Genomic DNA, 16,913 nt, shown 5'->3' with positions numbered 1-16,913 from the left:
CGGTAGTGGGCCCGCGGCAGCACGCTCGGCATGCGTCCGCACCGGACGCGGTCGGGCCAAACTCAGAGAGGATCAGATGAACCCCACCCGTTTCGGCGTCGCCATCGCCGCCGCCGTCATCGCGGCGTCCGCCCTCAACGGCTGCTCGAAGGTCACCGAGATCAGGGACGCAGCCTCCAACGCCGCCGAGCAGGTCGTCGCGTCGGGTACGGAGAAGATCACCGAAGCCGTCTCGGGCAATCTGTTCACCGCCGAAGGTATCGACGCGGCCTACGCCGCGATCTCGGAGAAGGTCGGCGCCAATCCCATGCAGGTGGTCGAGGTCAATATCGCGCCGGGCGTGCTGACGGTCGAGGCCATCGACCCGAACGCGCCGACCGAGCTGAACCAGTGGAGCTACACCTCCGGCGCAGTCGGGCCGTCGCGTCCCATCGACTACGACGACGACACCGAAGCGTTGCAGCAGAACCTGTTCGCGATCACCGATGTGCCGACCGGCGCGATCGCCACCGCGATCAACGGCGCCGTGGCGGCAAGCCAAATCGCGGACGGAAAGGTCCAGACCCTGACCATCAAACGCAACATTCCGTTCGACGCGAACGTGCTCATGTTCATCAACGTCGAGGGCGAGCGCAGCAGCAAGCAGGTCCGGGCAGACGGTGCCGGGCAGATCACCGACGTCGTCTGAGCGACCGTCACCAGCGGCCCGCATCGGGTCCGGTGCGGGCCGCGCCACTACGGTGGAACGGCATGACCCCGTTTCACGATCTCGACGACTACCTCGCGCTGCCACGGGTATCCGGTCTGGCGGTATCGCCCGACGGCTCGCGGGTGGTCACGACGATCAGCACGCTGAACGGCAAACATACCGAGTTCCGCACGGCGATATGGGAATTGGACCCCGCCGGGCAACAGCCGGCCCGGCGGCTGACGCGCGGCGTCAAGGGCGAATCGACACCTGTCTTCACTTCGGACGGTGACTTGCTGTTCCTCGCGGTCCGTCCGACACCGGACTCCAAGCGCGCCGCCGACAGGCCGCCCGCGGCATTGTGGAGACTGCCCGCGGCAGGTGGCGAGGCGTACGAAATGCTCGCGCTGCCCGGCGGTGTCGCGAGTGCCGTCAGCGCCAGCAGGGCCGAGGTCACCGTCGTGAGCGCGCCGCTTTTGGCCGACACCGTCGACGACGACAAGAACCTGCGCGAACAGCGCAGGGACAACAAGGTGTCGGCGATCCTGCACACCGGCTATCCGGTGCGGCAATGGGACCACGATCTCGGCCCAGAGCCGCCGCACCTCCTCGACGCGGACGGGCCGCGCGATCTCACCCCAGGCCCGCGTGCGGCCCTGCAGGAGACGACGTTCGACGTCAGTGCGGACGGCTCGTTCGTGGTGACCTCGTGGCACGAACCCGGCCCGGGCGCAGCCATCCGCTCGACGCTCGTCCGCATCGACCGCGCAACCGGCGCCAGGACCACGATCGCCGACGAGCCCGGCGCCGACCTGGACCATCCGGTGATCGCGCCGGACGGTAGCGCCGTCGCATTCACCAGGGAAACCCATTCCACACCGACAACGCCACCACGAATCACGGTGTGCTGTACGCGCTTCGGCGCCGAACCGGTCGAGCTGACTGCGGACTGGGACCGGTGGCCGAGCTCGCTGGTGTGGTCGGCGGACTCGTCGGCGCTCATCGTGACCGCCGACGACGGTGGCCGCGGACCCGTCTTCGCGGTCGATCCGGTCACCGGGGCCGTGACTCGGCGTACCGACGACGACTACACCTACACCGACGTGCGCTGCGGGCCAGGCGGCGTGATCTACGCATTGCGCAGTTCGTATGTCGCGCCACCACACCCCGTGCGGCTCGATCCCGACGGCACCGTCACCGAACTGCCGTGCGTCGACGCGCCGCAGTTACCCGGCACGCTGACCGAGGTGACGACGACAGCTGCCGACGGTGCCCAGATCCGGTCCTGGCTGACCCTGCCGAGCGGGGACGAGCCCGCGCCACTGGTGCTCTGGGTGCACGGCGGACCATTGGGCAGTTGGAACACCTGGCACTGGCGGTGGAATCCGTGGCTGCTCACGGCGCAGGGCTACGGCGTGCTCATGCCCGATCCGGGATTGTCCACCGGCTACGGACAAGATTTCATCGCCCGCGGATGGGGCGCGTGGGGTGCCGAACCGTACACCGATCTCATGGCCGCGACGGACGCGGCCTGCGCGCATCCCCGGATCGACGCCTCGAAGACCGCGGCGATGGGCGGCTCATTCGGTGGATACATGGCCAACTGGATCGCGGGCCATACCGACCGGTTCGACGCGATCGTCACCCACGCCAGCCTGTGGGCGCTCGATCAGTTCGGCCCGACCACCGACGGCGCCTACTGGTGGGCCCGCGAGATGACCGCGGAGATGGCTCAGCACAATTCGCCGCATCTGTCGGTCGGCCAGATCCGCACCCCGATGCTCGTGATCCACGGCGACAAGGACTATCGAGTGCCGATCGGCGAGGCATTGCGGCTCTGGTACGAGTTGCTGACCGATTCGGCGCTCCCCGCCGACGAGAACGGCGAAAGTCCGCACCGCTTCCTCTACTACCCGACCGAGAACCACTGGGTGCTGGCACCGCAGCACGCCAAGATCTGGTACCAGGTGGTGCTCGCTTTTCTCAACGAGCACCTGCGCGGAGAACCGGTTCAGCTACCCGAACTGCTCGGGTAGCGTCGGGATGGTGACGCAGCGTGAGTTCGACCTGGTTCTGTACGGGGCGACGGGTTTCGCCGGCAAGCTGACGGCTGAATATCTGGCCAGAGCCGGGGGTACAGCGCGGATTGCGCTCGCCGGACGCTCGGAGGACAAGCTGCGCGCGGTGCGCGCGACCCTCGGTGACGCCGCACAGTCCTGGCCGCTGGTCATCGCCGACGCCAACGATCCCGCGACGCTGGACGTCATGGCTGCGCGCACACAGGTCGTGGTCACGACAGTCGGTCCGTACACCCGTTACGGCATGCCGCTGGTGGCCGCGTGCGCGGCGGCAGGCACCGACTACGCCGACCTGACCGGTGAGACGATGTTCATCCGCAACAGCATCGACCTGCACCACAAGCATGCCGTCGACACCGGGGCGCGCATCGTGCACTCGTGCGGATTCGACTCCGTCCCATCGGATCTCACGGTGTTCGCGCTGTACCGCCGGGCCGCTGCCGACGACGCCGGTGAACTGTGCGACACCAACTTGGTGGTGCGCTCGTTCGCCGGTGGAGTCTCCGGTGGCACGGCCGCCTCGATGCTGGAGGTGCTGCGCACCGCGTCGAGTGACCCCGACGCGCGCGAGCTCATGAACGATCCCTACACGTTGAGCCCCGATCGCGGCGCCGAGCCCCAGCTCGGCGCGCAACCCGACGTGCGGTGGCGCCGTGGCGGCGAGATCGCACCGGAACTGGCCGGGTACTGGACCGGCGCGTTCGCGATGGCCGCGCCGAACACCCGAATCGTCCGGCGCAGCAACGCATTACTCGACTATGCCTACGGACGGAAGTTCGAATACGGCGAGCAGATGAGCGTCGGCCGCTCAGTCGTCGCACCGATCGCCGCGGCACTGGTGACCGGCTCCAACGCCGCCACCCTCGGCTTGGGCGGCCGGTATTTCAACCGAGTGCCCGCGGGCTTGATCGAGCGCGTACTGCCCAAACCGGGAACCGGGCCCAGCGAAAAGACCCGCGAGAACGGCCACTATCGGGTCGAGACGTACACCACGACCACGTCGGGTGCGCGCTATGTAGCGACGATGGCCCAGCGCGGCGACCCGGGTTACAAAGCCACGGCAGTGTTGCTCGGGGAATGCGGGCTGGCGTTGGCGCTCGACCGGGACAAGCTCTCGGATCTGCATGGTGTGCTGACGCCCGCTGCCGCGATGGGTGACGCACTGCTCACGCGGCTTCCCGCGGCCGACGTGACGCTGGAGACCACCGCGCTCGGCTGAGCCGGTATCGATCTCGCCGCACAGAACACCTGAGGACAAGATCAGTTTCGACTAGGGTCGACGGCGAGGACTTCCTGTACGCCAGCAACGAAGGTGGGTTAAGAAATGGCCGGTCTCGACGAACTCTTCGCGCAGATTCCCGTCGCGGATATCGCCAACAAGCTCGGCGCAGATGAAGGCGAGGTGAACGCCGCCATCAAGACTCTCGTGCCCGCGCTGGTCGGCGGTGTGGCGGAGAATGTCCAAGCCGACAACATCGACTCCAGCGACCTCGAGTCGACTGTCACCGCAAAGGGTGCCAGCGGTCTGCTCGACGGTGGCGTGAGCGTCGACCAGGTCGACGCGAAGGAAGGCGATCAGATCGTCGCGAAGATCTTCGGCGGCAACGACAGCAATCAGGTCGCGTCGGCGTTGGCGGGCACGGGCGCAGGCGGAGGCGACCTCATCAAGAAGCTGTTGCCGATCCTGGCCCCGATCGTGCTCGCCTACATCGGCAAGCAGTTCTCACAGCAGAACGCGCCCGCGCAGTCCGCGCCGCAGCCGCAGGCCTCCGGCGGTGGGCTCGGCGACATCCTGGGCAGCATCCTCGGCGGAGCCGCCGGCGGGTCGGGCGGCGGCAACAATCCGCTCGGCAGCATTCTCGGCAGCGTGCTCGGTGGCGGCGGTGGCCAGAACAACGCCATCGGCGAGATCCTCGGCGGCCTGCTGGGTGGCAAGAAGTAGCCGGCCGCGGCACCCGGCCAGAGCCTCCGACGCCCAGCGAACGCACCGGGCGTCGGGGGCTTTCGCTTATCCGGGGCCGGTCTTCTTAGAATGGCGCGGTGACTCCCAGTCCTGATAACCGCGCCGATGCCCTCCCGAAGTCCTGGGATCCGGGTTCGGTAGAGGCCGACCTGTATCAGGGCTGGGTGGACGCCGGGTACTTCACCGCCGACCCGACGAGCGACAAGCCCGCGTACTCGATTGTGCTGCCACCGCCGAACGTCACCGGCAGCCTGCACATGGGGCATGCGCTCGACCACACCTTGATGGACGTGCTCACGCGACGCAAGCGCATGCAGGGCTTCGAGGTGCTGTGGCTCCCCGGTATGGACCATGCCGGTATCGCGACCCAGACCGTGGTCGAGAAGCAGCTCGCGGTCGACGGCAAGACGAAGGAAGACTTCGGTCGCGAGCTGTTCGTCGAAAAAGTGTGGGACTGGAAGCACGAGTCCGGCGGCACGATCGGCGGCCAGATGCGCCGGCTCGGTGACGGCGTCGACTGGAGCCGCGACCGCTTCACGATGGACGACGGTCTGTCGCGCGCGGTCCGCACGATCTTCAAGCGGCTGTTCGACGCGGGGCTGATCTACCAGGCCGAGCGGCTGGTCAACTGGTCTCCGGTGCTGGAGACCGCGATCAGTGACCTTGAGGTCAAGTACGAAGACGTCGAGGGTGAGCTGGTCTCGTTCCGCTACGGCTCGATGAACGACGACGAACCGCACATCATCGTCGCGACCACTCGAGTGGAGACGATGCTCGGCGACACCGCGATCGCGGTCCACCCCGACGACGAACGCTATCGCCATCTCGTCGGCAAAACCCTGCCGCATCCGTTCACCGACCGCGAGATGATCATCGTGGCCGACACGCACGTGGACCCCGAATTCGGCACCGGCGCAGTCAAAGTCACCCCAGCGCACGACCCGAACGACTTCGAGATCGGCCTGCGGCATCAGCTTCCGATGCCCACGATCATGGATGCCAAGGGCCGGATCGCCGACACCGGAACCCAATTCGACGGCATGGACCGCTTCGAAGCGCGCGTCAAGGTGCGCGAGGCGCTGGCCGAACAGGGCCGGATCGTCGCCGAGAAACGCCCGTACCTGCACAGCGTTGGCCATTCCGAGCGCAGCGGCGAACCCATCGAGCCGCGCCTGTCCCTGCAGTGGTGGGTCAAGGTGGATGCGCTGGCCAAGGCCGCCGGCGACGCGGTGCGCAACGGCGACACCGTGATTCACCCGCCGAGCCTGGAGCCGCGCTGGTTCGCCTGGGTGGACAACATGCATGACTGGTGCATCTCGCGCCAGCTGTGGTGGGGCCACCGGATCCCGATCTGGCACGGCCCCAACGGCGAGACCGTGTGCGTCGGTCCGGATGAGACACCGCCCGCGGGCTGGGAGCAGGACCCCGACGTCCTCGACACCTGGTTCTCGTCGGCGTTGTGGCCGTTCTCCACCATGGGCTGGCCCGATCACACCACCGAGCTGGCCAAGTTCTATCCGACGTCGGTGCTGGTTACCGGGTACGACATCCTCTTCTTCTGGGTCGCCCGGATGATGATGTTCGGCACGTTCGTCGGCGACGATCCGGCGATCACCCTGGAAGGTAAGCGCGGCCCACAGGTTCCGTTCGAGAATGTGTTCCTGCACGGGCTGATTCGCGACGAGTTCGGCCGCAAGATGAGCAAATCACGCGGGAACGGCATCGACCCGCTGGACTGGGTCGAGAAGTTCGGCGCCGACGCGCTGCGCTTCACCCTGGCGCGCGGCGCCAGCCCCGGTGGTGACCTGTCGATCGGCGAGGACCACGCCCGCGCGTCGCGCAACTTCGCCACCAAGCTGTTCAACGCGACCCGCTTCGCGCTCATGAACGGGGCCGCTCCCGCGCCGTTGCCTGCCGCGGCAGAGCTGACCGATGCCGACCGGTGGATCCTAGGTCGGTTGGAAGAGGTTCGGGCCGAAGTGGATTCGGCCTTCGACAGCTACGAATTCAGCCGGGCCTGCGAGTCGCTCTACCACTTCGCGTGGGACGAGTTCTGTGACTGGTACGTGGAGTTGGCCAAGGTTCAAATGAACGAGGGCATCACTCATACCACCGGAGTGCTGGCATTCGTTCTCGACGCGCTGCTCAAGCTGCTGCATCCGGTCATGCCGTTCGTCACCGAGACGTTGTGGAAGACGCTCACCGGTGGCGAGTCGGTGGTGGTCGCGCAGTGGCCCGAGCCGTCCGGGTTTGCTCTGGATTCCATTGCCACCCAACGCATCGTCGATATGCAGAAGCTCATCACCGAGGTGCGCCGCTTCCGCAGCGACCAGGGTCTGGCCGACCGGCAGAAGGTGCCGGCCCGGCTGTCCGACATTGCGTCCGCCGGCCTGCAGGCGCAGCTGCCTGCGATCAGCTCGCTCGCCTGGCTCACCGAAGCAGGGGAGGGGTTCACTCCGTCGGCCGCGGTCGAGGTGCGGTTGTCGCAGGGCACCGTCGTCGTCGAGGTCGATACGTCGGGCACCGTCGACGTCGCCGCCGAGCGGCGAAGGCTGGAAAAGGACCTCGCCGCCGCGCAGAAGGAATTGGCGACCACCACAGGCAAACTCGGCAACGACGCATTCCTGGCCAAAGCTCCCGCTGAGGTTGTCGACAAGATTCGCGGCCGTCGGCAACTCGCCGGTGAAGAAGTCGAACGCATCACCGCACGGCTGGCCGCGTTGCGATGATCGCGGACACGAAGAGCAGAGCATCCGGTGACTGACCCAGTTCCTTCGCCGGACGAGATCGCTGCGCTGCTACAGGTCGAGCACCTGCTCGACCAACGGTGGCCGGAGACCAAACTGGAGCCAAGCACCGCACGCATCGCGGCGCTGCTCGAGCTCCTCGGCTCCCCCCAACGCGCCTACCCGTCGATCCATGTGGCGGGCACGAACGGCAAGACGTCGGTGTGCCGCATCATCGATGCCCTGCTGACCGCACTGCACCGGCGCACCGGGCGCACCACGAGCCCGCACCTGCAGTCGGCCGTCGAGCGCATTTCCATTGACGGCAAACCGATCTCGCCGGCCCAGTACGTGGCGACCTACACCGAGATCGAGCCGTTCGTGCAGCTGGTCGACCAGCAGTCCGAAGCGGCGGGCGGACCGGCCATGAGCAAGTTCGAGGTGCTCACGGCCATGGCTTTCGCGGCGTTCGCCGACGCGCCCATCGACGTCGCCGTCGTCGAGGTGGGCATGGGCGGGCGCTGGGACGCCACCAACGTCGTCAACGCACCGGTCGCGGTGATCACGCCGATCGGCATCGACCACACCGACTATCTGGGTGACACCATCGCCGCGATCGCGGGGGAGAAGGCCGGCATCATCACCCGTCAGGAGGAGGATCTGGTGCCGACCGACACCGTCGCGGTGATCGCCACACAGGATCCCGAGGCCATGGAGGTGCTGCTGGCCGAGGCGGTCCGGGCCGACGCCGCCGTCGCCCGCGAAGACTCCGAGTTCGCGGTGCTGGGACGGCAGGTGGCCATCGGTGGTCAGCTGCTGGAACTGCAGGGCCTCGGCGGGGTGTACTCCGACATCTTCCTGCCACTGCACGGTGAGCATCAGGCTCACAACGCGGTGGTCGCACTGGCGGCGGTGGAGGCGTTCTTCGGCGCGGGTGCGGACCGGCAGCTGGACGTCGAGTCGGTACGCGCCGGGTTCGCGGCCGTGCGCAGCCCCGGTCGGCTGGAGCGGATGCGCAGCGCACCAACGGTTTTCATCGACGCGGCGCACAACCCGGCCGGCGCGGCGGCGTTGGCCCAGACGCTGCAGCAGGAGTTCGATTTCCGGCTGCTTGTCGGTGTCGTATCGGTCATGGCGGACAAGGACGTCGACGGCATCCTGACCGCCCTGGAACCGGCATTCGATCAGATCGTTGTGACGCACAACGGCTCGCCGCGCGCCCTCGACGTCGAATCGCTCGCGCTGCGGGCAGAGGAACGATTCGGCCCGGATCGCGTGATCACCGCTGCGACCCTGCCCGACGCCATCGAAACGGCCACCGCCCTTGTCGAGGAATCCGGAGCCGAGGGCGAGGGGTTCTCCGGGGCGGGCGTCGTGATCACCGGTTCGGTCGTGACGGCGGGCGCGGCCCGCACCTTGTTCGGACGGGATCCCGCATGAGTGAAACTCCCGCGCCGCCGGATCCGTGGAAGAGCTTCCGCGGGGTCATGGCCGGAACGCTGATCCTGGAAGCCATCGTGGTGCTTTTGGCGCTACCGGTCGTCGCCGTCGGCGAGAGCGGTCTCACCTGGACCGCCGGTGGCTACCTGATCGGCCTCGCCGTGGTGATGATCCTGATGTGCGGCGTGCAGGGCAGGCCGTGGGCGATCTGGGCGAACCTCGGCATACAAGTCGTGCTGATCGCCGGGGTCGTCATCCACGGTGCCATCGGCTTCATCGGAGTGGTCTTCGCCGTCGTCTGGCTACTGATCGTGTACCTGCGTGCAGAGGTCAAACGCAGACAAGAACGCGGGCTGCTGCCCGGCCAGCAATCCCCTCCGGAATAGCGGGGGGACCTGCCGAGCGGCGTCGATTACCGACCGGTACTCTTTCTGCCGTGACTGAGCGGACCCTCGTGTTGATCAAGCCCGACGGCGTCAAGCGCCAACTCGTAGGGGAGATCCTCAGCCGGATCGAACGCAAGGGTCTGACGCTGGCGGCCCTCGAACTCAAGACTGTCAGCGACGAGGTCGCCCGGCAGCACTACGCCGAGCACGAAGACAAGCCGTTCTTCGGGTCGCTGCTGGAATTCATCACATCCGGGCCAGTTGTGGCCGCAATCGTCGAGGGTCCGCGCGCCGTGGCCGCGTTCCGTCAGATCGCCGGCGGCACCGATCCTGTGGAGAAGGCCGTACCCGGCACGATCCGCGGTGACCTGGCGCTTGTCACCCAGGACAACCTCGTGCACGGCTCGGATTCGCTGGAATCGGCCGCCCGCGAGATTGCTCTGTGGTTCCCAGGCGAAGCCACTTCTTCTTGACCTGAGTCGCGGCCTGTCTCGCCGTCTGGTCAGTGCCGCGTCAGTGATGTGGGATACTGGTCCCGGGTAGCCGGCCTCAACCGAGGCTGTACACCCGAATGAAGACTTCGACGAGCGCGACCACCGCAATCCGGTGTGGCGCCGACCGTCCAGCCATCATTCAGCCAGGCACCGGGTGGGTTCGGTAGACGAGCCGCTCGGAGCGAGACCACAACAAGTCCGGGGTACGTGTCCCGGGCCAATAGCGGAAGCCCTCGCGTGGCCGCGTCGAACGACGCGCCCGGGGGCTTGAGGAGAATTCGTGGCCGAAGATGCCCATACCGAAGACCTATCACCCCAGACTCCGCAGCAGGAGGGACTCCCAGAGCGGCTGAGAGTCCACTCGCTGGCGCGGGTTCTGGGTACCACCAGCCGGCGGGTGCTCGATGCACTCGCCGAGTTCGACGGTCGTCAGCGCAGCGCCCACTCCACGGTCGACAAGGTGGACGCGGAGCGCGTGCGCGAGGCGCTGGCGGTCGAGCCGGCCGAGGTCGGTCCACCCGCCGAGGCGGTCGAGCCGGTACAGATCGAGTCGGTCACCGTTGCGGTGACCGAGTCTGTGTCGGCGGCCCCGGCCGCGGAGGCCCCGGCTGCGCCGGCCGAAGAAGCACCGGCCGAGGCCCAGCCGAAAACCGCGGAAGCCGGCGAGGCTGAGACAACTCCGCCCGCCGAGACAACGCTGGTGGGTGATGAGCCCGAGTCGCGGCTGATCCTCGAGACCGCGAACATTCCTCCGGCGCGCGAAGCCCACACCGAGCGGGCTGATTACCTGCCGCTTTTCGTCGCTCCGCAGCCGGTGTCCTTCGAACCGGTCGACATCGACGATGACGAGGACGACGAGGATGACTCCGAGTCCGACACCGACGACGAACAGACCGACAAGCCGGCCGCCCGCAGGCGCCGCCGTGGCCGTCGAGGCCGGGGCCGCGGACGTGGTGAGCAGAGCGACGGCGACGGAGGCGAGGCCGACGACACCGCCGACGAGCAGGGCGACACCGGCGATCAGGACACCGGTGACGAGTCCGACGAATCCGACGAGGGTGGCGACGAGGACAGCACCGGCACCGACGGCAGCACGCGCCGGCGCCGCCGCCGCCGCAGGCGCAAGGCCGGCTCGGGCGATGACGACGGATCGGCGGTGTCACCGGACGATCCGCCCAACACCGTCGTGCACGAGCGCGCTCCGCGCGCGGACAAGCCCGACAAAGAGGACGAGATCCAGGGCATCAGCGGGTCGACCCGACTCGAAGCCAAGCGGCAGCGGCGTCGTGACGGCCGCGACGCCGGCAGGCGCCGTCCGCCGATCCTGAGCGAGGCCGAGTTCCTGGCCCGCCGGGAAGCCGTCGAGCGGACGATGATCGTGCGCGACAAGGTCCGCACCGAACCGCCGCACGAAGGCGCCCGCTACACCCAGATCGCGGTGCTCGAGGACGGCGTCGTGGTCGAGCACTTCGTGACTTCAGCGGCATCTGCCTCGCTCGTCGGCAACATCTATCTCGGCATCGTGCAGAACGTGCTGCCCTCGATGGAAGCCGCCTTCGTCGATATCGGCCGTGGCCGCAACGGTGTGCTCTACGCAGGTGAGGTCAACTGGGAGGCCGCTGGGCTCGGCGGGCAGAACCGCAAGATCGAGCAGGCCCTCAAGCCGGGCGACTACGTCGTCGTCCAGGTCAGCAAGGACCCGGTCGGGCACAAAGGCGCCCGGCTCACCACGCAGGTGTCGTTGGCCGGTCGCTACCTGGTCTATGTGCCGGGGGCATCGTCGACGGGCATCAGCCGCAAGCTGCCGGATACCGAACGGCAGCGGCTCAAGGAGATCCTGCGTGAGGTGGTCCCGTCCGACGCCGGCGTGATCATCCGTACCGCCTCGGAGGGTGTCAAAGAAGAGGACATCCGTTCCGACGTCGAACGGCTGCAGAAGCGGTGGACGGAGATCGAGGCCAAGGCCGGCGAGATCACCGAGAAGAAGGCCGGTGCGGCCGTCGCGCTCTACGAAGAGCCCGATGTGCTGGTCAAGGTGATCCGCGACCTGTTCAACGAAGACTTCTCCGGGCTCATCGTGTCCGGTGACGACGCCTGGAACACCATCAACTCGTACGTGAACACCGTCGCGCCCGACCTGATGGGCCGCCTCACCAAATACGAACCCGCCGGGGCCGACGGCCCGGACGTGTTCGCCGTGCACCGCATCGACGAACAGCTGGCCAAGGCGATGGACCGCAAGGTGTGGCTGCCGTCGGGCGGCACGCTCGTCATCGACCGCACCGAGGCGATGACCGTCGTCGACGTCAACACCGGCAAGTTCACCGGCTCGGGCGGCAACCTCGAGCAGACCGTCACCCGCAACAACCTGGAAGCCGCCGAGGAAATCGTGCGCCAACTCCGGTTGCGCGACATCGGCGGCATCGTCGTCATCGACTTCATCGACATGGTGCTGGAGTCCAACCGCGATCTCGTGTTGCGGCGGCTGACCGAAGCGCTGGCCCGTGACCGCACGCGCCACCAGGTGTCCGAAGTCACGTCGCTCGGCTTGGTGCAGCTGACCCGAAAGCGGTTGGGAACCGGGCTGATCGAGGCGTTCTCGACGGCGTGCACACACTGCGGTGGCCGCGGGATCGTGTTGCACGGCGACCCTGTCGACTCCGCATCGACCAACGGGGGCCGCAAGGCCGAGTCCTCGGGCGGCGGGCGACGCGGTAAGCGCGGCAAGAAGGGCGCGGCCCGCACCGAAGAAGTGCAGGTGGCCAAGGTGCCGGCACACGCGGCGGGCGAACATCCGATGTTCAAGGCGATGGCTGCTGCCAACGGTCGCCACGACGAGGACACCGACGAAGACACGGCCGGTGAGGATCGCGAGGTCCTCGAAACCGAAGGCGACGACGAGCAGACTGCCGCCGAACACGCCGAGCCCGAGACCGCCGGCGCACTTGGCGGCGACGATTTCGAGGACACCGAGGACGAGGATGAGGACGACGAGTCCGACGACTCGGAGGACGAGATCGACCTCGATGACGACGAGGACGAAGACGACCTCGACGAGGACATCGAGGTGATCAACGGCTCGGACGACTCGGATGACGATGACACCGATGACACCGATGACTCGGACGAGGATTCAGACGACGACGAAGAAGACTCGGACGACGACTCGGACGACGAGGACGAGGATGACGAGCCGGCTGTCGCGGTCTACCAGCCGCCGGTAGCGGTGGCCCGCGGACGCGTCCGCCGCCGGGCCGCTGCGCGCCCCGCCGGCCCGCCCGCACACGAGGGCTGACCGGTGGCGTTCACCGACGACGAGCTCGCCTACCTGAGGTCGCAGCCGGTGGCGCGACTGGCGACGGTGAACGCCGATGGGCAGCCCGATGTCGTCCCGGTCGCCTTTGAGGTGGACGGTTCCGACATCTGGGTTGGTGGCGTAGGCGCCAACGTGCTGCGAACGCGCAAGCTCGTCAACATCGGCCAGGGCCGTACCCAGGTTTCGCTCGTCGTCGACGATCTGGTGTCCATGGACCCGTTCATTGCCAGAGCAATCCGCATCTACGGCGACGCGGAACCACCCGTCGAACGCGTCGGCATGATGGGGCCCGGCTGGTACGCGCGCATCACCCCACGGCTGTCGTGGAGCTGGAATCTGGCCGGTGAACCGGCAGGCGAGCAGTGGTACGGTGCCCGGCGCGCCGTTCACTAGGGCCGGTTTGACCCTTTACCTGCTGGTCACGTACCCTTGACCAGTTGTCGTCAGTGCCTGTGTGATCGCAGGCCGGCGACGGCGGGGCACCCCGCCACCCAAGACCCGCGCACGCACCGACCGGTAGCGCGCGCCCGCAGAGCAGCAGAGGACACGATGGCGACATACGCAATCGTCAAGACCGGCGGCAAGCAGTACAAGGTTGCCGTCGGTGACGTGGTGAAGGTTGAGAAGCTCGACTCCGAGCCCGGCGCGTCGGTATCGCTGCCTGTCGCTCTTGTGGTCGACGGCGCGAAGGTCACCAGCAAGGCTGACGACCTGGCCAAGGTCGCCGTCACCGGTGAGGTGCTCGAGCACACCAAGGGTCCCAAGATCCGCATCCACAAGTTCAAGAACAAGACCGGTTACCACAAGCGCCAGGGGCACCGTCAGCAGCTGACTGTGCTCAAGGTCACGGGCATCAAGTAATAGGAGGCGTTTCGACATGGCACACAAGAAGGGCGCTTCCAGCTCACGCAACGGTCGCGAATCAGCCGCACAGCGCCTCGGCGTCAAGCGGTTCGGCGGCCAGGTCGTCAAGGCCGGCGAGATTTTGGTCCGCCAGCGCGGCACCCACTTCCACCCCGGCGTCAACGTCGGTCGTGGCGGCGACGACACCCTGTTCGCCCTGGCTCCCGGCGCCGTGGAATTCGGCTCCAAGCGTGGCCGCAAGCACGTGAACATCGTTCCCGTGCCGCGCCCGGAGGCCTGAGACATCGAGGATTCTCCGCGAATGTGAAGCAGCTGCGAGTTCTCGACAGAACTTTCGCGATAGCTTCACATTCGACGGAGAGGATGTGCGATGCCCCGGTTTGTCGACCGCGTCGTCATTCATGCGCGGGCGGGCAACGGCGGCAATGGCTGCGCGTCGGTGCACCGCGAGAAGTTCAAACCGCTCGGCGGTCCTGACGGCGGCAACGGCGGCCGAGGCGGCAGCGTCGTGCTGGTCGTCGATCCGCAGGTGCACACCCTGCTGGACTTTCATTTCCATCCGCATGTGGTCGCCCCGTCCGGCAAGCAGGGCGCGGGCAGCAACCGCGACGGTGCCGCAGGCGCCGATCTCGAGGTTCGCGTACCGGACGGCACCGTGGTTCTCGATGAACAGGGCCGGATGCTGGCCGATCTGGTCGGCGCCGGAACCCGATTCGAAGCGGCGGCCGGTGGACGTGGCGGACTCGGCAACGCCGCGCTGGCTTCTCGGGCGCGTAAGGCCCCCGGTTTCGCACTGCTCGGTGAGAAGGGGCAGGCCCGTGATCTCACGCTCGAGCTCAAGACCGTCGCCGACGTCGGGCTGATCGGATTTCCGTCGGCCGGGAAGTCGTCTTTGGTGTCGGCGATCTCGGCAGCCAAACCCAAGATCGCGGACTATCCGTTCACCACACTGGTGCCCAATCTGGGCGTGGTGTCGGCGGGGGACAACACCTACACCGTGGCCGACGTGCCCGGGCTGATCCCCGGTGCATCCGAGGGGCGTGGCCTGGGTCTGGAGTTCCTGCGTCACCTCGAGCGGTGCGCGGTTCTCGTGCACGTCGTGGACTGCGCGACGATGGAGCCCGGCCGTGACCCGATCTCGGACATCGAGGCGCTTGAGGCCGAACTGGCCGCCTACACGCCGACCCTGCAAGGGGATTCGACGCTCGGCGACCTTGCCGTGCGACCACGCGCAGTGGTGCTCAACAAGATCGACGTTCCGGATGCGCGCGAACTCGCCGACTTCGTCCGTGACGAGGTCGCTCGACGGTTCGGGTGGCCGGTGTTCGAGATCTCCACGGTCAGCCGGGACGGGCTGCGCCCGTTGACTTTCGCGCTGTGGGAAATGGTCAAGAAGTATCGCGACGCACAGCCCGAGGTGGTGCCGAGGCGTCCGGTGATCCGGCCGATCGCCGTCGACGAGAGCGGCTTCACCGTCGAGTCCGACGGGCACGGCGGGTTCATCGTGCGCGGCACCCGGCCCGAACGGTGGATCGCGCAGACCAACTTCGACAACGACGAGGCCGTCGGCTATCTCGGCGACCGGCTCGCGAGGCTGGGTGTCGAGGATGAACTGCTGAAGCTGGGTGCCCAACCCGGCTGCGCCGTCACCATCGGCGACATGACCTTCGACTGGGAGCCGCAGACCCCGGCCGGCATCGACGTACCGCTCACCGGCCGCGGCACCGATGTCCGGCTCGAACAGAGCGACCGCGTGTCCGCCGACGAGCGCAAGGCCGCACGGAAGGCGCGCCGGGAGAGCAGCGAATGAGCATCCGCTCAGGCACATCGGCGCGCTCCGCGCACCGCGACGCTGTGCGAACCGCGCGCAGCGTCGTCGTCAAGATCGGCACCACCGCGCTCACCACACCCTCGGGTGTGTTCGACGCGAATCGGCTCGCCAGTCTGGTCGAGGCCATCGAGGGCCGGATGAAGGCCGGGTCCGACGTGGTGATCGTGTCATCCGGTGCGATCGCCGCCGGAATCGAACCGCTGCGGCTCAGCAAGCGGCCAGCCGACCTGGCCACCAAGCAGGCCGCGGCCAGCGTGGGGCAGGTCGCCCTCGTCAACGCGTGGAGTTCGGCGTTTGCCGCCTACAACCGCACGGTCGGCCAGGTGCTGCTCACGGCCCACGACATCTCGATGCGCGTGCAGCACAACAATGCTCAGCGCACCCTCGACCGGCTGCGTGCCCTGCATGCGGTGGCGATCGTCAACGAGAACGACACCGTGGCCACCAACGAGATCCGGTTCGGCGACAACGATCGGCTCTCGGCCCTGGTGGCGCACCTCGTCGGGGCCGACGCCCTGATCCTGCTGTCCGATATCGACGGCCTCTACGACTCCGATCCGCGAAAAGGCAACGCGCGCTTCATCCCTGAGGTTGCCGCGCAGGGCGATCTCGACGGTGTGGTGGCCGGCCGCGGCAGCCATCTCGGGACCGGCGGCATGGCGTCGAAGCTGTCCTCGGCACTGCTGGCCGCCGACGCGGGGGTTCCGGTCTTGTTGGCCGCCGCGGCCGATGCCGCCGCCGCCCTCGACGACGCCTCGGTTGGCACGGTGTTCGCGCCGCGGCCCGAGCGGATGTCGGCACGCCGATTCTGGGTGCGTTATGCCGCGGAGTCGGCGGGCGCGCTCATCCTTGACGACGGCGCGGTGCGCGCGGTGGTCAAGCAGCGCCGCTCGCTGCTGCCTGCCGGGATCACCGAAGTCACCGGGCGTTTCCACGGCGGCGACGTTGTCGATCTGCGTGCGCTTGACGGCCGCACCGTCGCACGCGGCGTGGTGGCCTACGAGGCGGCCGAACTCGCCAAGATGATCGGCCGCTCGACGTCGGATCTGCCCGCCGAGATGCGCAGGCCCGCGGTACACGCCGACGATCTCGTCGCCACATAGTGATTTGTGCACCTCCAGCGGCGC

General features: G+C 67.7%; 14 protein-coding genes. All 14 read left to right on the top strand.

All coding sequences use genetic code 11. The features are described from left to right. Positions 1 to 76 precede the first annotated feature (76 nt). The 14 genes from ACRCUN_RS15730 (at position 77) to proB (ending at position 16,889) form a co-directional block, all read left to right on the top strand. Positions 77 to 688 carry a hypothetical protein gene (locus ACRCUN_RS15730; protein ID WP_462142554.1) on the top strand — a complete coding sequence of 204 codons (612 nt, stop codon included), beginning with the start codon at positions 77 to 79 and terminating at the stop codon, positions 686 to 688. A gap of 62 nt (positions 689 to 750) precedes the next feature. Continuing rightward, entirely contained in the window at positions 751 to 2,724 is a 1,974-nt protein-coding gene (locus ACRCUN_RS15725; protein WP_462142553.1) for a S9 family peptidase, read from the top strand. Between the two features lie 7 nt (positions 2,725 to 2,731). Further along, a complete protein-coding gene (locus ACRCUN_RS15720; protein ID WP_462142552.1) occupies positions 2,732 to 3,985 on the top strand; it encodes a saccharopine dehydrogenase family protein in 1,254 nt (417 codons plus the stop codon). A gap of 105 nt (positions 3,986 to 4,090) precedes the next feature. Continuing rightward, the gene (locus ACRCUN_RS15715) at positions 4,091 to 4,708 is read left to right on the top strand and encodes a DUF937 domain-containing protein (protein WP_462142551.1); all 618 of its coding nucleotides are present in this window, start codon (positions 4,091 to 4,093) and stop codon (positions 4,706 to 4,708) included. A gap of 98 nt (positions 4,709 to 4,806) precedes the next feature. After that, positions 4,807 to 7,458: a valine--tRNA ligase gene (locus ACRCUN_RS15710; RefSeq protein WP_462142550.1), complete on the top strand. Its 2,652-nt coding sequence runs from the start codon at positions 4,807 to 4,809 to the stop codon at positions 7,456 to 7,458. Positions 7,459 to 7,485: 27 nt separating this feature from the next. Beyond that, positions 7,486 to 8,895: a bifunctional tetrahydrofolate synthase/dihydrofolate synthase gene (gene folC / locus ACRCUN_RS15705; RefSeq protein WP_462142549.1), complete on the top strand. Its 1,410-nt coding sequence runs from the start codon at positions 7,486 to 7,488 to the stop codon at positions 8,893 to 8,895. Next, on the top strand, positions 8,892 to 9,281 hold the full coding sequence (locus ACRCUN_RS15700; RefSeq protein WP_462142548.1) for a DUF4233 domain-containing protein: 390 nt from the start codon (positions 8,892 to 8,894) through the stop codon (positions 9,279 to 9,281). Before folC ends, ACRCUN_RS15700 begins: the two co-directional genes overlap by 4 nt. A 50-nt stretch (positions 9,282 to 9,331) precedes the next feature. Then, positions 9,332 to 9,754, top strand: coding sequence for a nucleoside-diphosphate kinase (gene ndk, locus ACRCUN_RS15695; protein WP_462142547.1), 423 nt, complete (start codon positions 9,332 to 9,334; stop codon positions 9,752 to 9,754). A 301-nt stretch (positions 9,755 to 10,055) separates the two neighbouring features. Further along, on the top strand, positions 10,056 to 13,070 hold the full coding sequence (gene rne / locus ACRCUN_RS15690; protein ID WP_462142546.1) for a ribonuclease E: 3,015 nt from the start codon (positions 10,056 to 10,058) through the stop codon (positions 13,068 to 13,070). A 3-nt stretch (positions 13,071 to 13,073) separates the two neighbouring features. Then, entirely contained in the window at positions 13,074 to 13,484 is a 411-nt protein-coding gene (locus ACRCUN_RS15685) for a PPOX class F420-dependent oxidoreductase (RefSeq protein ID WP_462142545.1), read from the top strand. A gap of 156 nt (positions 13,485 to 13,640) precedes the next feature. Continuing rightward, positions 13,641 to 13,952, top strand: coding sequence for a 50S ribosomal protein L21 (gene rplU, locus ACRCUN_RS15680; protein ID WP_067847179.1), 312 nt, complete (start codon positions 13,641 to 13,643; stop codon positions 13,950 to 13,952). A gap of 16 nt (positions 13,953 to 13,968) precedes the next feature. Beyond that, the gene (rpmA, locus tag ACRCUN_RS15675; protein WP_067847176.1) at positions 13,969 to 14,235 is read left to right on the top strand and encodes a 50S ribosomal protein L27; all 267 of its coding nucleotides are present in this window, start codon (positions 13,969 to 13,971) and stop codon (positions 14,233 to 14,235) included. Positions 14,236 to 14,325: 90 nt separating this feature from the next. Further along, positions 14,326 to 15,765, top strand: coding sequence for a GTPase ObgE (obgE, locus tag ACRCUN_RS15670; protein ID WP_462142544.1), 1,440 nt, complete (start codon positions 14,326 to 14,328; stop codon positions 15,763 to 15,765). Further along, a complete protein-coding gene (gene proB / locus ACRCUN_RS15665; protein ID WP_462142543.1) occupies positions 15,762 to 16,889 on the top strand; it encodes a glutamate 5-kinase in 1,128 nt (375 codons plus the stop codon). The genes obgE and proB overlap by 4 nt, the downstream gene beginning before the upstream one ends. Positions 16,890 to 16,913: the final 24 nt, after the last annotated feature.

It is taken from the genome of Mycobacterium venezuelense (assembly GCF_054919535.1).
The sequence above is the reverse complement of the archived record's forward strand: the minus strand, read 5'-3'. Positions and strand labels throughout refer to the sequence as shown.

What these genes read in the sequence shown, in the direction of transcription:
- ACRCUN_RS15730 (WP_462142554.1), top strand. Translation starts at nt 77, where the DNA reads ATGAACCCCACCCGTTTCGGCGTCGCCATCGCCGCCGCCGTCATCGCG.
- ACRCUN_RS15725 (WP_462142553.1), top strand. Translation starts at nt 751, where the DNA reads ATGACCCCGTTTCACGATCTCGACGACTACCTCGCGCTGCCACGGGTA.
- ACRCUN_RS15720 (WP_462142552.1), top strand. Translation starts at nt 2,732, where the DNA reads ATGGTGACGCAGCGTGAGTTCGACCTGGTTCTGTACGGGGCGACGGGT.
- ACRCUN_RS15715 (WP_462142551.1), top strand. Translation starts at nt 4,091, where the DNA reads ATGGCCGGTCTCGACGAACTCTTCGCGCAGATTCCCGTCGCGGATATC.
- ACRCUN_RS15700 (WP_462142548.1), top strand. Translation starts at nt 8,892, where the DNA reads ATGAGTGAAACTCCCGCGCCGCCGGATCCGTGGAAGAGCTTCCGCGGG.
- rplU (WP_067847179.1), top strand. Translation starts at nt 13,641, where the DNA reads ATGGCGACATACGCAATCGTCAAGACCGGCGGCAAGCAGTACAAGGTT.
- rpmA (WP_067847176.1), top strand. Translation starts at nt 13,969, where the DNA reads ATGGCACACAAGAAGGGCGCTTCCAGCTCACGCAACGGTCGCGAATCA.
- obgE (WP_462142544.1), top strand. Translation starts at nt 14,326, where the DNA reads ATGCCCCGGTTTGTCGACCGCGTCGTCATTCATGCGCGGGCGGGCAAC.
- proB (WP_462142543.1), top strand. Translation starts at nt 15,762, where the DNA reads ATGAGCATCCGCTCAGGCACATCGGCGCGCTCCGCGCACCGCGACGCT.